This window comes from Bacteroides clarus, assembly GCF_015555825.1.
Classification (GTDB): Bacteria; Bacteroidota; Bacteroidia; order Bacteroidales; family Bacteroidaceae; genus Bacteroides; species Bacteroides clarus.
Genome location: NZ_JADNLF010000002.1, coordinates 242,908 through 261,263, shown reverse-complemented (window position 1 = coordinate 261,263; position 18,356 = coordinate 242,908). Strand labels below are relative to the sequence as shown.

Annotated in this window: 20 protein-coding genes, 3 tRNA genes and 1 pseudogene; 17 read left to right on the top strand and 7 right to left on the bottom strand. The window is 41.3% G+C overall.

Translation table 11 applies throughout. The features are described from left to right. Window positions 1-9 precede the first annotated feature (9 nt). Window positions 10-300, bottom strand: coding sequence for a DciA family protein (locus tag I2F54_RS03690; RefSeq protein ID WP_009122563.1), 291 nt, complete (start codon window positions 298-300; stop codon window positions 10-12). Then, window positions 297-1,433: a DNA replication/repair protein RecF gene (gene recF / locus I2F54_RS03685; protein ID WP_195500544.1), complete on the bottom strand. Its 1,137-nt coding sequence runs from the start codon at window positions 1,431-1,433 to the stop codon at window positions 297-299. The genes I2F54_RS03690 and recF overlap by 4 nt, the downstream gene beginning before the upstream one ends. 322 nt (window positions 1,434-1,755) lie before the next feature. Between recF and I2F54_RS03680 the strand changes: the two genes are divergently transcribed. The 9 genes and pseudogenes from I2F54_RS03680 to I2F54_RS03640 form a co-directional block, all read left to right on the top strand. Continuing rightward, the gene (locus I2F54_RS03680) at window positions 1,756-2,439 is read left to right on the top strand and encodes a tetratricopeptide repeat protein (protein ID WP_009122565.1); all 684 of its coding nucleotides are present in this window, start codon (window positions 1,756-1,758) and stop codon (window positions 2,437-2,439) included. 137 nt (window positions 2,440-2,576) lie between these two features. Further along, a complete protein-coding gene (gene ribH, locus I2F54_RS03675) occupies window positions 2,577-3,071 on the top strand; it encodes a 6,7-dimethyl-8-ribityllumazine synthase (RefSeq protein WP_009122566.1) in 495 nt (164 codons plus the stop codon). Between the two features lie 71 nt (window positions 3,072-3,142). Further along, window positions 3,143-3,225 (top strand) — tRNA-Tyr (locus I2F54_RS03670). Window positions 3,226-3,233: 8 nt separating this feature from the next. Then, window positions 3,234-3,306: transfer RNA gene (locus I2F54_RS03665), tRNA-Gly, on the top strand. 115 nt (window positions 3,307-3,421) lie between these two features. After that, window positions 3,422-4,636, top strand: a complete 1,215-nt coding sequence (locus I2F54_RS03660) for a site-specific integrase (RefSeq protein WP_195500543.1) — start codon at window positions 3,422-3,424, stop codon at window positions 4,634-4,636. 70 nt (window positions 4,637-4,706) lie between these two features. Further along, window positions 4,707-5,702, top strand: coding sequence for a hypothetical protein (locus I2F54_RS03655; protein WP_229097123.1), 996 nt, complete (start codon window positions 4,707-4,709; stop codon window positions 5,700-5,702). A 260-nt stretch (window positions 5,703-5,962) separates the two neighbouring features. After that, entirely contained in the window at window positions 5,963-7,057 is a 1,095-nt protein-coding gene (locus I2F54_RS03650; RefSeq protein WP_195500541.1) for a hypothetical protein, read from the top strand. Between the two features lie 81 nt (window positions 7,058-7,138). Continuing rightward, window positions 7,139-7,765 carry a hypothetical protein gene (locus tag I2F54_RS03645; protein WP_118466676.1) on the top strand — a complete coding sequence of 209 codons (627 nt, stop codon included), beginning with the start codon at window positions 7,139-7,141 and terminating at the stop codon, window positions 7,763-7,765. 558 nt (window positions 7,766-8,323) lie between these two features. Further along, window positions 8,324-8,491: pseudogene (locus I2F54_RS03640) on the top strand (helix-turn-helix domain-containing protein); the annotation flags it as partial. A 15-nt stretch (window positions 8,492-8,506) separates the two neighbouring features. Here I2F54_RS03640 and I2F54_RS03635 read toward each other — a convergent pair. Continuing rightward, a complete protein-coding gene (locus I2F54_RS03635) occupies window positions 8,507-8,704 on the bottom strand; it encodes a hypothetical protein (RefSeq protein WP_118466674.1) in 198 nt (65 codons plus the stop codon). Between the two features lie 648 nt (window positions 8,705-9,352). Between I2F54_RS03635 and I2F54_RS03630 the strand changes: the two genes are divergently transcribed. From I2F54_RS03630 to I2F54_RS03600, 8 genes are all read left to right on the top strand, one after another. Next, complete coding sequence (locus I2F54_RS03630; RefSeq protein WP_195500540.1) at window positions 9,353-10,375, top strand: DUF3871 family protein; 1,023 nt, start codon at window positions 9,353-9,355, stop codon at window positions 10,373-10,375. A 67-nt stretch (window positions 10,376-10,442) separates the two neighbouring features. Then, complete coding sequence (locus I2F54_RS16160; protein ID WP_117899924.1) at window positions 10,443-10,673, top strand: hypothetical protein; 231 nt, start codon at window positions 10,443-10,445, stop codon at window positions 10,671-10,673. Between the two features lie 83 nt (window positions 10,674-10,756). Further along, entirely contained in the window at window positions 10,757-11,401 is a 645-nt protein-coding gene (locus I2F54_RS03625; RefSeq protein ID WP_195500539.1) for a recombinase family protein, read from the top strand. Between the two features lie 473 nt (window positions 11,402-11,874). After that, window positions 11,875-12,345 carry a hypothetical protein gene (locus I2F54_RS03620; RefSeq protein ID WP_195500538.1) on the top strand — a complete coding sequence of 157 codons (471 nt, stop codon included), beginning with the start codon at window positions 11,875-11,877 and terminating at the stop codon, window positions 12,343-12,345. Window positions 12,346-12,363: 18 nt separating this feature from the next. Beyond that, complete coding sequence (locus I2F54_RS03615; protein WP_195500537.1) at window positions 12,364-12,876, top strand: hypothetical protein; 513 nt, start codon at window positions 12,364-12,366, stop codon at window positions 12,874-12,876. Between the two features lie 55 nt (window positions 12,877-12,931). Then, window positions 12,932-13,396, top strand: coding sequence for a lipocalin-like domain-containing protein (locus tag I2F54_RS03610; RefSeq protein ID WP_087425420.1), 465 nt, complete (start codon window positions 12,932-12,934; stop codon window positions 13,394-13,396). A gap of 240 nt (window positions 13,397-13,636) precedes the next feature. Next, window positions 13,637-13,740 (top strand) — tRNA-Gly (locus tag I2F54_RS03605). A 727-nt stretch (window positions 13,741-14,467) separates the two neighbouring features. Continuing rightward, window positions 14,468-15,352, top strand: a complete 885-nt coding sequence (locus tag I2F54_RS03600) for a YitT family protein (RefSeq protein WP_009122631.1) — start codon at window positions 14,468-14,470, stop codon at window positions 15,350-15,352. A gap of 12 nt (window positions 15,353-15,364) precedes the next feature. Here the strand turns inward: I2F54_RS03600 and I2F54_RS03595 are convergent, their stop codons facing one another. From I2F54_RS03595 to truA, 4 genes are all read right to left on the bottom strand, one after another. Beyond that, window positions 15,365-16,009, bottom strand: a complete 645-nt coding sequence (locus I2F54_RS03595; protein ID WP_195500536.1) for a DUF3256 family protein — start codon at window positions 16,007-16,009, stop codon at window positions 15,365-15,367. A 50-nt stretch (window positions 16,010-16,059) separates the two neighbouring features. Beyond that, the gene (locus tag I2F54_RS03590; RefSeq protein WP_022217572.1) at window positions 16,060-16,530 is read right to left on the bottom strand and encodes a GAF domain-containing protein; all 471 of its coding nucleotides are present in this window, start codon (window positions 16,528-16,530) and stop codon (window positions 16,060-16,062) included. Window positions 16,531-16,545: 15 nt separating this feature from the next. Then, window positions 16,546-17,445, bottom strand: a complete 900-nt coding sequence (locus I2F54_RS03585) for a DMT family transporter (RefSeq protein ID WP_022217573.1) — start codon at window positions 17,443-17,445, stop codon at window positions 16,546-16,548. Window positions 17,446-17,550: 105 nt separating this feature from the next. Beyond that, the gene (gene truA, locus I2F54_RS03580) at window positions 17,551-18,306 is read right to left on the bottom strand and encodes a tRNA pseudouridine(38-40) synthase TruA (protein WP_195500535.1); all 756 of its coding nucleotides are present in this window, start codon (window positions 18,304-18,306) and stop codon (window positions 17,551-17,553) included. Between the last annotated feature and the right edge of the window lie 50 nt (window positions 18,307-18,356).

Here is an 18,356-nt window from a genome sequence, read left to right as displayed (position 1 = left end):
GTACACATATCACCGGAATATGATATTGGTAATCACCTGCGCTCCTACGTGCCGGTTCAGATTCCTTACCAATAAGTCCCGTCCCATCATCAGTTCCTGACGGAGAGCGGCGGAAGTAAGATGCACGTACAACACCTGGTTCTTAATATAAAGTTCGCGCGTGTAAGATGCGATGGTCGGTCCCAGCACCTCGGCCCATGAACTGATAAGCCGCCGCTCATTCAGCGGCGATTCCAAGCTTTCCTGCCGCAGGAAGCTCCGTATCAGTTTACCTATCTGTTCGGCATCATTCCGTTTCATGCTTCACTCTCCTCATCGGTCAATGTTTGGTTTCCAGCCATTTCGGAAACGGCTCCTTTCTCTACGCGAAACATCTTATAATCGCTGCCTACCTTATGCAAAATGCGGTCTAAGTGTTCGCGGTTGGTATCCGTAATGAAAATCTGCCCGAAATTATCGCCTGCCACCAGTTTGATGATCTGCTCCACGCGCGAAGCATCCAGTTTATCAAAAATATCATCGAGCAACAACAACGGAACCGTAGTACCCGTCCGTTTCAAAAAGTCGAACTGCGCCAGCTTCAAAGCCACCAGATACGTTTTGTTCTGCCCTTGCGAGCCTTCCCGCTTGATAGGGAAATCACCCAGCAACATATTCAATTCGTCTTTATGTACGCCACGCAGGGAAAATCCCATAATCTGATCGCGCATACGGCTCTCTTTCAGCACTTCCAGCAGGGAAGCGTCACGGGCATGCGAATCATAAGTCAACCCGACTTTCTCCTTGTCCTGCGAAATGAACGAATAAAAAGACTGGAAAATCGGAATGAATTCCCTGATAAACTCTTCCCGCTTACGGAACACCACTTCACCGGCTTGCGCCATCATCTCTTCCCACACCAGAAAAAGTTCTTCTTCTACCGGCGTTTCGCTTTTAAGCAATGTATTTCGCTGCGCCAATGCCTTGTTGTAACGAATCAGCGCATCCAGATATTCTTTGTCGTACTGTGAAATCACGACATCCATAAAGCGGCGACGCTCATCACTGCCTCCGTTTATCAATGCCGAATCGGCGGGAGACACCATTACCAGCGGCAAGAAACCGATATGGTCGGACAAACGCGTGTACTCCTTCTTGTTCCGCTTGAACTGCTTTTTCTGCCGTCGTTTCATGCCGCAGTAAATTTCTTCCGGCGTACCGTCGGCAGCCTCATAAAATCCCTGAATCACAAAGAAGTCCGCATCATGCCTTATATTCTGCGAGTCAATGGGGTTGCCCGCGCTCTTGCAGAAAGAAAGGAAATAAACGGCATCCAGCAAGTTAGTCTTTCCCATTCCGTTCTGTCCGAAAAAGGTATTCAGCTTCGGAGAGAACGCGAGTTCCACTTGCTCCAGATTCTTATAATTGAGTATGGATATACGCTTCAGTATCATATGACGGCTTATCTTTGCTTTTCCACGCAAAGATAATGCAAAATTCCGATTAAGTAAGTCAAGAGGATACTTGTTTCCTCTTACAAGCGTGAAGAATTCATTTAAACCGAGAGCAGAATAAAACGAAGTCATTCATCTTATTCTGCCGAAGTGCGGCTTCTCTTCATTTTTAAATAAAGAGAATACAAAGCAAAATAATTCCGCGGTTTTGAGATGTAAAATAAAAAAAGATGCCGCTAAATTTCGTTGATAGCTATAAAAAACTTACTTTTGCGGGTCGAATCAGCTATTAATGAATAATAACAAAAAGAATATATAAAAAATGGCAGAACAAAAGAAGACGAACGAAGCCTTAAACGTGGAAGACGCACTTACACAATCAGAGGCATTTCTCATCAAGAACAAAAAGGCAATCATCGGTGCTATTTTGGCTATAATCATCATTATAGCAGGTATAGTAATGTACAAGAACCTCTATGCGGAACCTCGTGAGGAAAAAGCGCAGGCAGCTCTTTTCAAAGGACAGGAATACTTTGAAGCCGACGCTTTCGCAGAAGCCTTGAACGGTGACAGCATCGGTTACGTAGGTTTCATCAAGATAGCCGACCAATACAGCGGTACAGACGCAGCCAACCTTGCAAAAGCCTACGCAGGTCTTTGCTATGCACATCTCGGCAAATTCGACGAAGCCGTAAAAGCATTGGACAGCTTTGACGGAGACGACCAGATGGTAGCTCCCGCCATGAAAGGCGCCATGGGTAACTGCTACGCTCAGCTCGGTCAACTCGACAAGGCATCTTCCATGTTGCTGAAAGCCGCCGACGAAGCCGATAACAATACGCTCAGCCCCATCTACTTGAAGCAAGCCGGAGAAATCCTGGTTAAGCAGGGTAAGTACGACGATGCTATCAAGGCATATACTTCCATTAAGGATAAATACTTCCGTTCATATCAGGCTATGGACATTGATAAATACATCGAACAAGCCAAGCTCTTGAAGAAGTAATTTATACCTTATTATATATAAGATATTTCGAGCACGGATTACACGGATATACACGGAAGTCAAAACCGTGAGCGCCGTGTAATCCGTGCTCCTCTTTTATACTTTCCTATTATTTAATTCTTAATCTTTAATTCATCATGGCTACAGCTTATCACAACCTTTCGGATTATGATTTCAATTCAGTACCCAGTGCAGAGAATATGAAATTCGGCATCGTAGTATCCGAATGGAACTACAATATCACCGGCGCTCTTTTAAAAGGAGCGGTCGATACCTTAAAAAAACACGGAGCGAAAGACGAAAATATCATGATAAAAACCGTACCCGGTAGTTTCGAGTTGACTTTCGGCGCCAATCAAATTATAGAATACAGCGAAGTCGATGCTGTAATTGCAATTGGTTGCGTAGTTCGTGGAGATACACCGCATTTTGATTACGTTTGCATGGGCGCAACGCAAGGAATCACCCAATTAAACGCAAGTGGCGATGTTCCAGTAATTTACGGATTAATTACCACCAATACAATGGAGCAAGCAGAGGACCGTGCAGGCGGCAAGCTGGGTAACAAAGGCGATGAATGTGCAATTACTGCAATAAAAATGATAGATTTTGCTTGGAGTTTACAAAAATAGTCGTATCTTTGCACCGCAATTGAGAAACAAAGCTGCTTAAAGAGAGATTTAAGGAGTTCTCGGTAGCAAAAGGGCAAATACCAGAGTGGCCAAATGGGGCAGACTGTAAATCTGCTGGCTTACGCCTTCGGTGGTTCGAATCCATCTTTGCCCACTAAAATTGCGGAAGTAGCTCAGTTGATAGAGCATTAGCCTTCCAAGCTGAGGGTCGCGGGTTTGAGCCCCGTCTTCCGCTCTTCTGAAAATCAGATAGTTATCGCAAGATTTCTATCTGATTTTTGTTTTGTAGCAATAGCGGTTGAACCCACAGTTGACCCTACGAGTTCAACCAAGAGTTCAACCAAAATCTAATGAACGCAACGATTAATGTAGTATGCTACAAGTGGAAAATTTTAGCCAATGGTGAATATCCATTAATGCTCCGTATTTGTAAAGACGGAAAGAAGAAATACCAAAGTTTAGGCATATCTGTCCTACCCCGTTATTGGGACTTCACACGAAATAAGCCGAAACCGAACTGTCCCAATAAAGAGTATATTCAGAAAATCATTCTTGATAAACAAACAGAGTTACAGCAACGAATGTTAGAGTTCAACTCTGAACAAAAAGAATATACTACCACTACTTTACTCAATGACGAAAACAAAAAGTTTGAACTGAAAACAGTCAGCCAATTCTACCAAGAATTGATTGAACAATGCAAGAGCAATGATAAATGTGGCAACAGGCTTATCTATAAAAGTTCTTACAACTCTTTGAAAGTATTCACAAAAAATCAATTAGATATACCGTTCAGCGCAATAGATGTATCGTGGCTTAACAAATATGAGAAATGGTTGCGTTCCAAAGGCAATAAAGAAACAACCATGAGCCTAATGTTCCGTACTCTCCGTAGTGCATACAATAAAGCCATAAAAGCTAAATGCGCCCGCAAATCTGATTATCCCTTTGACGAATATAAAATCAACAAGTTCGATACAAAAACACAGAAACGGGCAATAGCCAAAACAGAAGTATTGAAATTCACTAAAGAAGTGGATAACATTGGCAAACGGCAATACGTCCAGCTCAGTAAAGACATATTTATTTTCAGTTATCTATGTGGCGGTATTAATTTTACAGACATCGCAAATCTGACAAAAGCTAATATTACAAACGGCAGACTGCACTATATACGTCAGAAAACGGGTAAACTGATAAAATTAGGCATATCAGAGGAAGCCATGCAGATTATAAAAAAATATGAAAGCGAAAGCAAAGGCTATCTATTCCCCATTTTAAATACCAATATCCACAAAACACCACTTCAAAAGCAAAACAGAATACATAAAATGTTAGGCAAAATCAACAAGAACCTAAAACTAATTGCAACACAATTAAACGTTGATGCCAACATGACGACCTATGTTGCACGCCATTCATTTGCAAGTGTCCTAAAGAAATCGGGTGTAAGTATTGCATTAATAAGCGAAGCATTGGGACATTCAGACTTATCTACAACACAGGTCTATCTTGACAGCTTCGATAATGAACAGATAGATACTGCCATGCAAAACCTTCTCTAAAAGTAAAATGCCGCTTTGTCTCTTTATGATAAGGTGGCATTTTCCTATCTTTACAGGCAAAATCAATGACATGGAATATCAGACAATACCTATTGAAAGTATAAAGCGCATTGAAGCATGGCTAAAGGATGAAACAGGTTTTGACCGTTCAATGCTCCATAACGAACTGGACTACATTTCAGATGTGTATCTCCTGCCAAAGAAATTAGCAGAAGTGCAGGATTTGTACCTGTCAATAAGAAAAGAAGAACAGAATATACCATATCCAAACAAGGGAACAGACGAAGAAAGGTACGAGTTCAGCATGACCGTTGGAAAGAACCTTATACTTGAAAGCGGCAACTATCAGACTGAATACATTGAGAAGTTGTGGAATACCTATAATACAAATGAAGATGAGACCTACATACAGCAAGACCGAGACATATTCTACGGCATTCTTCTTATTGTCTGCATTTACCATAAATACAAACAGACATACGGCTATTTCGATTTTGAAGATTACATAGCAGACCCTGTGCAGGTGCAATATACCTATTCCGTCCGTCCCGATATGCTGCGCCTTTACAAGATGTTCCATGAAAAGAAAAAGACAAAGCACAATACCGTTACTATCGAATACAACAAACAGAAGATAGAACTCACCAATGATGACAACTGGTTTCTTCAGATGATAACTCCTTATCTTGACAAGTATTTGGGAGTTTCCTCTTTGGAAGAAGCGGATACAGAACTTGACAAGGACTATCCCAGCATTGGCAAAAGAGGCAGGAAACGGGAGAATGCGATACTTGACACAGTAACTCTAAGCGTTTATAACCTGTTACGCCATTCCTCTTTTGCCATTAAAGGCAAGGGACTGACAGACAATGAGGGCAACTTCATACTCGAATTGCTGAAATATCTCGGACTACTTGATGAAGACAGTCCCAAGAATGACATACTGAACCTGCGAGCCACTATCAGAAACCTGCAAAAATACGAAGTCCGTCCCAACTGGTGGAATATACCGATATGCAAGAGCTCTCCCAACAATCCCGTTGAACATCTGAAATCCTATTGGTAAAACACATAAAATAAAAAAAGAAATAGCTGTGTATTTAGTTACATGGCTATTTCTTTATATGCCTATCTTACTAAAGATAAGAGAGTTATAAACACAGTTTCCACATAAAAAATAAAACATAAAAAAAGGGATTTCTTTATGTTTTTTTCTTCATTTCATACGCCAGTCCTACCATATACCTTTGCACTGTAATCAAAAACAAATAAGGCGCCAAGTTGATGATTACATAAACGATTTGTAAAACTTAAAAATTTAGAATTATGAACTCTATCAACAATGCAACAATGACAGTAAACAATCAAGAAACAGTATTCAACAACTCAATCGTAACAAATATGGAAGAACTGACTAAAAAACTCAAAAAGGAAGAAAAGGTATTGCAGCATCTTGCTAAGCGCAAGGCTGACGCATCGGTTATCACTGTACAAGAGCAAATTGTCAGCCGATTAAAAACGCAGCACGAAGAAGCCGTTGCAAAAGAAGTACAGGCTAAAGAGCATATCGGTGACAGCCTTATGACATTTTCCGTCGTGGATGATGAAACGGGAGCACGTAGCGAGATACAGAAAAAGATTGCTTTCGTAAAGCATAACCGTTCTGTCGATAACAAGAAAGTGGACGGCTTCATATCAATTATTGCCAATGGTAAATATGAGAAAGCCTATCCCATTATCGTTATCGAAGCTGAAAAGGCTTTTGCAAAAGGCTATGAGATGAAAAATCTGAAAGGCGAGGAACTGACACAGGAAGAAACAAAAGAGTATTTCTGTATTTTGGACGGACAACACAGAAGCAAGGCTTTCGCCACACTCAATATTACAAGCGGAAGCACTTATACAATACCTAATGTACACGTAAAAGAAGTGGAGAATATCGGTGCATATTTGGTGGATATAAACGGTATCGGTACAAGCTGGAACCAAAAGGACAGGGTTACGGTAGCCGCACTGACAACCAATGATGAACTGTTCACTAACGTGGCAGAGCTGTTGGACGAGGGTTTCAACCAGTCAACCGCAATGCTGATATTTACAGGCAAGAAATTATCAAACGGTCAGATAAACCGTGCCTTGAAAGGTGAAGAAGTCACGCTCCCCAAAGATGCCCAAATAAATATCGAAAGAGGGCACAGGTTTGTCACTCTCTGTAAAGCCGCCAGTATCGAAGTACAGTTTATCACCAAAAGATATTTCATAGACGGTTTCAACTCCTATGCGACCGCAACAAACGAAGAGACCGCATTTGAAGCGTTGGCTAAATTGAAAGACTTGAAACTGACGGAAGCAAGGCTGAAAGAGATTAAAGGCAATGACGATTTTATCTGTCTGTTGAAAAAAGCATTGCAAGCGGCATAATACTAACAGAGCCTGTGTGACAGACAGGCTCTACCAATTTACTTTATCCAATAATCTATAATAATTAAAACAATTGTTTTTATGAAGATAGTGCTACCGATAAAATGCCAGCAAGCGGCAACCGTTAATTACTCCATACTTACGCAATTCAAGCCAGCCAACATTTACAGGTTTTTCTGTCTGTCGCTTTGCAGGGATGAAAAGTATCATGTAAGAATTACTTTGGATGATTTAAAGGCAATGACAGGAGAAAAAAGCCTTAGTAAATTCAACAGTGATTTCAGAGAATATTTGGAGATAAAGATGTACAGCCTTGATAAAGGCTATGCCTATAAAACCAAAAGGAACATCTATCATGTTCCCGCAATGGAAAAGGAGTGCATCACAATATCCAAAGACTTTCTCATATATGAACTGGATACGGCAGTCAAAGGCTTTTTCATTCAGTTAATGCTATTATCTCAATTCAGTGGAATAGCTTTAAACAGGCAGAATATCGTTCCAGCTCTGAATATGAATAGAAAGACTTATGACAAATACCTGAATGACTTGCAGATTGCAGAATTGGTTACTAATGGCAGAGTATTGACATTACATACTGACGGTATCCTGTTGGAGAATGATTTCAGTATGCAGAAAAAGCAGTCGCCATACAGGTTGCTAAAGTATGAACTACTGAAAATAGATATGAAGTCCATAAAACCATAGTAACGGGGAAAACATTCTCTTTATCATATATATAATAAAGCACGCATTTTACCCTTTACCAGCCTGTTACTTACTAAAGAGTGAAATATCTTCCGATTTTCCCTGTAAGGCATGGGACATATCCTGTTTTTTAAACGGAATATGTATCTTAACTTTATAAAGATAAGGAAGCGGGTAAAATGTGCAGGTTATTATCATATATAATATGATGCACTTTTTACCCTCTGCCTGCCTGTTCTTTTATAAAGGTGGCAACCTACCTTGATTTTCCCATGTACGGTACAGAAAAGATGCCGTTTTGATACGGAATAAGCATCTTAACTTTATAAAGACAGGAGAATGGGAAAAGATGCTGTTTATTATTATATATAATATTATACTCTTTTTCCCCTGTCACCATTGATTTATCAATAAAGATGCACCATAAAGCTGTTTTTTACTTGTAAAAGTACAAGAAACAGCCTTTTAAAACAAAGAACTGCTATTTATATATTACAGGCTATATTCCGTATTGCAATTCAATTTTAATGATTACTTTTGTATAAAGTAAAAATAGAAATGGAAAAGGTCAGTAAAGAACAATACGAATTTGCATTGATACGAATTGAAGAACTTCTTCCATTGGTCAATGACAATACACCTGCGAACGACAAGAATGCAGTAGAACTCTCTGTAATATCCAATATAGTGATTGCATACGAAAAGGAACATTATCCCATAGAACAGCATCTATGATAATTATTATCTGCTGCTTCGTTTCGGCTTTAACTTAGGATATTTACAGTAATATGGCAACTGCAATTGCGCTATTTTCTCGTACAATTCCAAAAGTTTGTTTCTGTCTATCTTTATAGTGCGGGTATTGTAGATGATATGCTCCACCGTATTGTCCGTAATGGTTATATTGGCATCGGGTGCGGAAATATTTGTTTCTTTCATTGTTGATTATGATTTAGTGATTAAAAAATAAGATTATCTGATTTTTATTTGGATACAGGTTTTAGGCAAATGATAAAAAGCCGCATGAGAGTACACGTCTAATCATACTCAAATGCGGCTTTTTTCGTGTAAAGTCCATGATGCCCATTAGTACGTTGTATATAGCACCATTGATTTTTACACTGTTGACTGATTTTTTATCAACGGTGAAACGGACAGGTCAAACTACAAATAAAACTATCAATAATAAATAGGAAGATTATACCATGAATAGAAATATATCGTCCGTTTCATGGGGATATACAAAGATAGGCATCTTTAATAAGGTAAAAAAACGAATGGCGGTTATCCTTTAAAATCCGCATATACATAGAAACGGGATTTGCACAATATATCCGTTTCTTCCACAGTCTTGGAAATACAGGGAAACACGCACACTAAAGTACAGGTACTTATATAAATCACCCCCTACCCTCTTTTCTTGAAGCTGGAATATATATCAACTTGATTATCCACAGGTTTACCGATTGAAAGGTACGCATACGCATGAATAGTACCCTCTTAACACCCCCTTAGAGTACTTGAAGATAAACGAAATGTTTATCGCTTCATTCCATCAATTTATAAACCATTTAAAATTAATTCATTATGAACGATTTAGTAATTGGCGGTATGCCACAGGAAAGAAGAACGTTAAACTTGGGTGAGTATGCGGAAGAAGCCGTTTTAATAACGGAAGAACAGCCAGCAAAACAGAAAAGACCGTTATTCATTGAAGCCAATACGGTTGACGCTACTATGGAACATTTAAAGAACGATTGCATCATCCCCGTATTTGCAAAGGACAATGAAGCCACCTTGTCACACCCTGCATTTATAGAGACTGTACAGGATGCCGCAAGCACATTCTTTCAAGGTGAAAAGATTGGACTACCCGATATTAGGGTGTCCCATGTTATCAAGGGAAGAATACCCGAAGCCATACACAAGCCAGCCAACCAGTTGTTGGAAAGTGACAAGACCATTTATTACGAAAGATGCGCCTTTGCGATAGAAATACCAACCGTTTATGAGACGGTAAACGGTAACAAACTTACTTTGACCGTTGGCGGTGTTCGTGCCTATAATCATACCAACCTGTACAGCAAAAAAGGTATGGAACGCTTTAAGGTGTTTGTAGGCTTTACCTGCATGGTATGCACCAACCTGTGTGTTTCCACTGACGGCTATTTAAGCAATTTGGAAGTAACCAATACTAAAGACCTGTATAGGGGTGTATTGGAAATGCTTCATGGCTACAATCCCGCAAAGCACATACATCTGATGCGGAGTTTAGGCGATACCTGCATGAATGAACACCAGTTTGCCACATTATTGGGTAAGATGCGTTTGTATCAATGTTTGCCACAAGGCTATCAAAAGCGGTTGCCACGTATGCTACTTACCGATACACAGGTCAATGCGGTTGCCAAAGCATATATCAGTGATGCGAACTTTGGCGGCTTGGGTGGTGAACTATCCATGTGGAAATTCTATAATCTGTTGACAGGAAGCAACAAGAGCAGTTATATAGACAGCTTTTTAGACAGGGCTTATAACGCTACGGAACTTGCAACGGGGATAAATGCCGCCTTGCATGGTGACGAACGTTACAGGTGGTTTATTGATTGAGTGAACGGGAGAATATTCTTTTAAAGGGGTATTCTCCTTTTGTCTGACTGTTTAAAAATTGAAAATCATGTTTTATAAAAGATTGTTTGTTTGGCTGTTTGGGCTGATTGTCTCACTTTTTACAGGCTGTTTACCGCTTATCCTCTTAATTCTCTTTCTTCCGAAAATAATGCGGACGGAGAAACCTGCAAGAAGAAAAAGGGAAGATTACAGCAGACCTCAAAAAGCAAGGCATCCCGATGCCTTTGAAAAGAGCCACCGCAGGGAATGGATAGATAGCGATTTCTCTAAAATGTAATCAAAAGGGAGTTGTGTTCAAATAAATCTGAAAAGGTGGTTTGAACACGACCCTTTCCGTTATCAATTAATTCAAAGAATAATATGGAAACAAAAAAGAAAAAGGCGGTAATATACGCACGTGTTTCGTCTGTGAGTGATAGACAGGACACAACAAGGCAGATAGAAGATTTAAAGAGATATGCCGTATTGCAGGATATAGAAATAGTACGGATATTCCAAGAACATATCAGCGGAGCAAAGAAGATTGAGGAAAGGCAGGTACTTGCGGAATGTTTGGAATATTGCACGAAAGAGAGTGTTAACTACCTGTTGTTATCCGAACTTTCAAGGCTGGGGAGAAGTACGCTACAAGTGCTCCGCTCTTTGGAGATACTGCATGAAGCAAAGGTATCCGTTTACATACAAAATTTGGGGTTATACACATTGCAACCGAATGGAGAGGTAAATCCGATTGCTTCGATTATGGTTACTGTACTTGCTGAAATGGCTAACATAGAACGGACAAATATACAATACCGTTTGAACAGCGGCAGGGCAAACTACATTGCCAAAGGCGGCAGGTTGGGAAGAAAGCGGGGGAGCGTCAAGACAGAGGAGAAGAAAAGGGAAGAATACAGAGAAACGATAGCTTTACTAAAGAAAGGCTATTCGGTGAGGAACATTGCCAAATTGCAGGGTATCGGTGTTTCGACTGTTCAAAGGGTGAGAAACCAATTTGTAAAATAAACGATTGCCAATACAAACGCTTTTCGTATATTTGTGCCGTTCCAGCAATGGAATGACATATTTATTAACGAAAGGCGTTTTGCATTATCCTTGTTCCCTAAATTTCGCCAAAATTTGAACACTACGAGGATATGCACAACGCCCGCATCAATGTTATATACCTATCTTACTGATAGTCTGTATATTGTTTGGTGTGGGCAACTGTTGTGTATTTGTAGTGTGAGTGTTTGGCGACACTTGGGAACAGATATGCGAATAGTTCTCACACCTTTTTTTATTGTATAACGGTCAGTAGGGAACACTGACTACAATACATATCTACAAGAAACAGACAGTACTATCCTTTAATGTAGCCAATTATTAAAACGGTGTGCAGCTATCGCTGTGTTCCCCGCACTGTACATAACTATTTATTAACCGCTTTCTATGGGAGCGTGAAAGAAAAATTACCAAATACCAAAAGGCATAACATTATGACCTTGAATGAATTTAAACTAACCATTACAGAACTGAAGCATGAGTGGAATAATGAAGCACACTCATATATAGATGAAAACTACTTCATTTATATCAAAGAGAATTTGAGGAGTTCCTATGTAGAGAGAACTTTAGGCACAAAGCCATTGATAGGCATACGATACATTATTCCCGTAGGAGCATATCGTTATATGTTCAAGGCAAGTGAAAACACTTCTCTTAATACTATTGGCTTCTTCAACAATGAGTATGAACCTTGTGAAATCATATTAGGCAACTGGGAATTTTACAAACTAACGTTCTCGCATCGCTACTATGACGGAACAAACCACTACTTTCCTGAACTGCATATCAGGAAGACTGGGAAACCTACAAATAAGCAAGTATTTAGTACAGGGCACTCGATTGAAGAGTTTGACGAAATACTTGCCGAAGTTTGGGATTTTATAGAAGAAAATATGAAATAACTACCTAAAAACAAAACAATGAAAACTTTAAGATTAATTGGAATAGCAGTAATTGCCATAATTATGAATATGAGTTTTATCTCTTGTAGTGATGATGAAGAAATTCAATTCTCAATACCAATTGTTGCCAATACCAACATTCCTCAAGAAGTTTTGAATATGCCTGACGAAAACGGTAATATTATAACTGTACCGTATGCGAAAGTCACATTTTCTGCCATTACTATTAAGCTATATATTGAGGATGGTAAGACTTCGGATTATCCTATAAACTTTGAGGTTAATAGTTCGGTGGAGTGGAATGTAACGGAAGCAAATTCAGGTGGTATAAATCCAGTATATTTAATAATAAAACAGACAGTTGGGCAAATAGGTTATACGAATAATACCTTTTACTTATCACTTGAGAGCCTAAAAGAACTGGCAAAAAAATATAGTTCAGTAACAAACTGGATAGATTTTAAAGATAATAATGGGAGAATATTAGGGAGACTTAAATTTGAAATATTTGATTTAAAATATTTGAATTGATTTATTTGCGGTGAACTAACTTAAAAAATATTATTCATTAAAATAATTTCGTAAAATGAGAACTTTAAGATTAATCGGAATGGCAGTAATTGCCGTAATTATGAGTGTTAACTTTACAGCTTGTAGTGATGATGAGGAAGAAGACAACAGACCTCTTTCTGAAAAGATTATAGGACACTGGGTACTGACTTATGAGGAGGGATATATCAAAGACCCCGACTATCCCGAAGATGATGAAGCATGGAGCCATGCTCCTAAAGATGAATATGAGTATTTCGGTAATTTCACATTCAGAGAGGATGGGACATATAGTGAATATGAATTAGACGGAACAAGTAATCCGCAAAGTATTGAAAAGTGGACTATCAAGGATAATATCATAACTCTTATTGAAGATGAACACGAACAATATGAATTAAAAGTGCTTGAAATTACTTCTGACAAATTAGTTCTTGAATTTTATTACAAGCATGAGAATGACGGTGAAACGTATGCTAAAATGACATACAAGAGGGGATAACTCTTTCAGCACAATAAAGGACAGCATTTGAAGCAATTCATTTGCTGTCTTTTTTATAATGATTATACTGTAAGAAGATTGACAGAAAAAGATTAATTCATTATCTTTGTGGTGCAGTATTGTACTGTAAAAGAGATTATTAATATATTATTAACATTTTTGGTATCGAGGTCGAAGTTCAACTGATAGTTCAACCGTAAAAGAACTAAAGCAAATCAGCAAGAAAGATAACTATCGTAAAAGGAAGTAGTTCAGTTGGTTGCTGACGAAAGCGCAGCTTTTGGCAGCCGCAGAAGAGCATTAGCCTTCCAAGCTGAGGGTCGCGGGTTTGAGCCCCGTCTTCCGCTCTTAATGAAAACCTCGATAGCTAAGAAATTAGCAATCGGGGTTTTCTGTTTTCAGCAGCTTATGAGAAGCTTTATATAAAGATTCCGTTTACACCTTCCCCCTTCACCGTTTCGCATCGCTTTATTCATCGGCTTTACCGGGTGAAGGGACACCATGCGCTCCGGCCTCCCGGATACCACACCTCAGTACCCGGAAGCGCAGGCCTCAGCTCTGTCAAGCCCGGGCGTTTGAGAGCCAAAGACGCCTCATCAGAGGAGCCAAGATGCGGGCTTGCAGACGTCAAAGCACGGTATATGGAAATTACAACTCGCCCTGCGGGATGAATAAATCCTTCCCGCAAGACGGATTATTTCGTCTCATAAGATGAATGAATTCGTCCCGTGAGATAAATAAAAACATTCCGCGAGACAAATCGCTCCACTACTCATTTCCATACAGTGTCCAAGGAGCTCCCCTTCACCCGCTAAAGCCGATGAATAAAACGATGTGAAAGAGTGAAGGAAATACATGACAGAACTCTCTGTAAGAGATATTACAACATTCGCCCGTACATAAGCCACATTCTATTTCGATGTACATCAAAACAAGACGGGATATACATCAAACGGAATTATCACCATAGGCAAAATTTATTTCGTCCGAGCGGATATAAATACCCGCCGGCTTGCATTTTGAGATTGATAAAATATCTATCTTTGCCGCAAATTTAACTGCAAACTACAAATGAACGTGAACATTCCTTCCCGGCAGAACATATTTCGTGAAATGCGGGATTATTTAATGATTGCCTTAGGCATGATTATGTATGGTATCGGGTGGACGGTATTCCTGCTCCCCAACGACATAACCACAGGCGGAGTACCGGGTATCGCATCACTGGTATATTTCGCAACGGGACTACCGGTACAGTATGTTTATTTCGGCATCAACTTTCTGCTATTACTGCTTGCCATCCGCATTTTAGGCTGGAAATTCAGCATCAAGACAATCTTTGCCGTCTTTACCCTGACATTCTTTCTTCCCGTCATCCAGCAACTGACGGACGGCGTTCGGTTATTGCACGACCAGCCTTTCATGGCCTGCGTCATCGGCGCATCCTTCTGCGGAGGCGGTATCGGCATTGCTTTCTCCTCAAACGGAAGCACGGGCGGAACGGATATTATCGCCGCTATCATCAATAAATACAGGGATATCACACTGGGACGGGTAATGCTGATTTGCGACCTTATCATCATCTCTTCCAGCTACTTTGTACTGAAAGACTGGGAGAAAGTGGTATACGGTTATGTCACCCTGTACATCTGCAGTTTCGTACTGGACCAAGTGGTGAACAGTGCGCGCCAGTCCGTACAATTCTTTATCATCAGCGAAAAGTACGAAGAAATAGCCAAGCATATCAACGTGTATCCGCACAGAGGGGCGACAGTAATCAATGCGTCCGGATTCTACACCGGCAAAGAGATAAAGATGCTGTTTGTCCTTGCCAAGAAGCGGGAGTCGACCATTATCTTCCGGTTGATAAAAGATATAGATCCGAACGCCTTTGTATCGCAAAGCCAGGTAATCGGAGTATACGGAGAGGGATTCGACAAGATTAAGGTAAAGTAGCTTTCACGGGGATTATCGAATGAATTTTCCTTCTTTCCACGTATAACTTACAGGGCGGCGGAGAAACGGTTTCAGTTTTTCCGCCGCTTCTCTTTCCATGTAGTCGGGAGTAGTGAAAGTAAAGGTCAGTGTAGCGTCCTTACCCGAAAGGTCGGCTTTCATCAAGAGCATATCGGCTTGGAGACGCGCATCCTGATACCGATACACATCTATCGTATCGGAAGCGGGCATGATGAAATCGTCCATACCCGGTAGTGAAGCCAGATAAGGTGCGGACGGCAACTCTTTCCAATCGGTAGTGTAGAATTTGATATGACTGTCGCAAGCCGGAGCGCATACGGTGGAAACGGTACAGATAAGACGGATACTGTCGTTCACGGACAGGAGCTTCATCTGCCAGGTGCTTTGGGGCGTTACCTGCACACGGATATAATCGGGAGTAAGCTCCGTCATTTCCGACTTGCCGCCAAAACGGTTGGTTACCTCGGCTTTCATCTTGCTCTCCAGGAAGTCGATAAAGTCGGCACGGTTCACAGCCGTAAGTAACGGGCTCAAAGAATCGGGCATATTGGTGAAACAAGTCTTTGCCAGTTGCGCCGACAAAGAGCCAATCCCCATACATACTGCAAATAAAAAGACTACCAACTTCTTCACCATATCATTGTATTATTTATCGATACTAAAATTCCTGTTTTAAATAAATCCCATTACAGATAAGAGCACAGTTCCCGCAGAAAACGCGCATCCGTCTCATCAAAGCCATTCAGGCTTTCGCTATCCACATCCAGCACGCCCCACACTTCTCCCTCCGCACGCAGCAGCGGAACCACGATTTCCGAACGTGACAAGGAGCTGCATGCGATATGTCCCGGAAAAGCGTCCACATCCGGTACGACCAGCGTTTCAGCTTTCTCCCATGCTTTCCCGCAAACACCACGGCCTTTCTTTATCCGCGTACAAGCCACCGGGCCTTGGAAAGGGGCAAGCACCAACTCGTCGCCTTTCACCAGATAAAATCCCACCCAGAAGAAACGGAAAGTCTCTTTCAGTGCGGCCGCAACGTTAGCCAGATTGGCGACAAGGTCATCCTCTCCCTCAATCAGGCACTTGATTTGCGGAAGCAACATACGATATTTATCTTCCTTACTGCCGTTACTGACACATAAATCTTCCGCCATAAATTACTTAACGTTCTATTTACTCCCCAAATATAGGAAGAACATTCCAATCAACACCAAAATGAGGTCTGCCGCCTTGCTTTTTAAATTCTTTTCACGGAAGAAAAGAGCTCCGAACAGGAAGGAGACGACCACACTGCCGCGCCGCACCATAGATACGATAGAAATCATGGAATCTTCATAGCTCAAGGCGTAGAAGTACACGAAGTCCGCCGCGCAGAGAAAGACGGATATACCGATGATAGTCCAATCCCAGCGGAACGGCGTACTCTCCTTTCTCTTGGGATACCACAGTAACAGAATGATGGGGCACATGATAAATACCTGATAGATATTGTACCATGACTGTACCACCATAGGCGGCAGCTGTTTCATCAGATACTTATCGTACAGTCCGCTGACAGCGCCCGTCACGGCTGCCAGCACAATAAAGAGAATCCATTTGTTGTGCTTGAAGTCGATGCCTTCTTTCTTACCGGAACGGCTCAGCATAAAGAACGACAGCACCGCCAGCATCACACCTATCCATTGATAAAGATTGAGCCGCTCGCCGAATACAAGCATGGCTCCCACAAGCACCATCACCGGACGCGTAGCATTAATCGGCCCCACAATGGTAAGTGGCAGGTGTTTCATTCCGAAATATCCGAATATCCACGAGGAGAGGACGATGAACGACTTGATGATGATAAATTTATGTACATCCCATCCCACCACAGGAACATCGAACATCGTACCGCCCGATACCGCCGGAGCGAAAACCGAGATCAGGATAAACGGAAGGAATATCAGACTGGAAAATACCGTATTCAGAAACAAGACCGGAAGTACGGCATTGTCTTTGAGCGCCTGTTTCTTGAAGGCATCATAAAATCCCAGCAAGGCTGCCGAGAGGAAGGCTAATAATAACCACATTGGTTTGAGTTATGAGTTATAAGTTATAAGTTATGAGTTGGCTGCGCTATAAGAAGGGGGAGAGTAAAAAGTAATCACTTATCACTAACCACTTATCACTAATCACTAACCGCTAACGAACGTGTCTTCGGGATAGGCAACATCTACCAGGAACAGGGCGTTGCCGGGTACGGAAGTTCCTGCACGGCAACGGTCTTTCTGTTCGATAACACGACGGAAACCCTCGATAGTGAGTTTGCCTCTACCGACTTCGAGTAAGGTACCGACTACGGCACGCACCATATTCCGCAGAAAACGGTCGGCCTGAATAGTGAATACCCAGGTCACTTCATCTACTTGCGTCCAGGCGGCATGCATTATCTTGCAATTATTGGTTTTGACATCGGTATGTAATTTGCTGAAACTGGTGAAGTCCGTATACTCAAACAAGGTCTGTGCGGCTTCGTTCATTCGTTCAAAATCCGGAGTTTGGAACAGACGGCAGCGATACCGGCGGTCGAAAGGCATTTTGGCGATAGTGACATAGTACTTATATGTACGCGCCGTAGCATCAAAACGCGCATGGGCATCGGGGCGCACGGCACGCAGACGGTAGACGGAAATATCCGGGGGGAGCAGACGGTTCAGTTTGTCCGCTATAAACGTTACATCCAACGGAACTTCACTGTCAAAATGCGCCACCATTAAGGAAGCATGCACACCGGCATCGGTACGCCCTGCGCCCACCACTTCCACTTCACGCCGCAACAAGGTGGAGAGCGCTTTCATTAAACACTCCTGCACGCTTGCGCCGTTGGGCTGAATCTGCCAGCCGTGATAGGCTGTGCCGTCGTAAGCTAAATAGATAAAATATCGTTGCACGTTTCTTTTTACTTCCTGAATTTGGCTGCAAAGGTACAAAAAGACAGGAA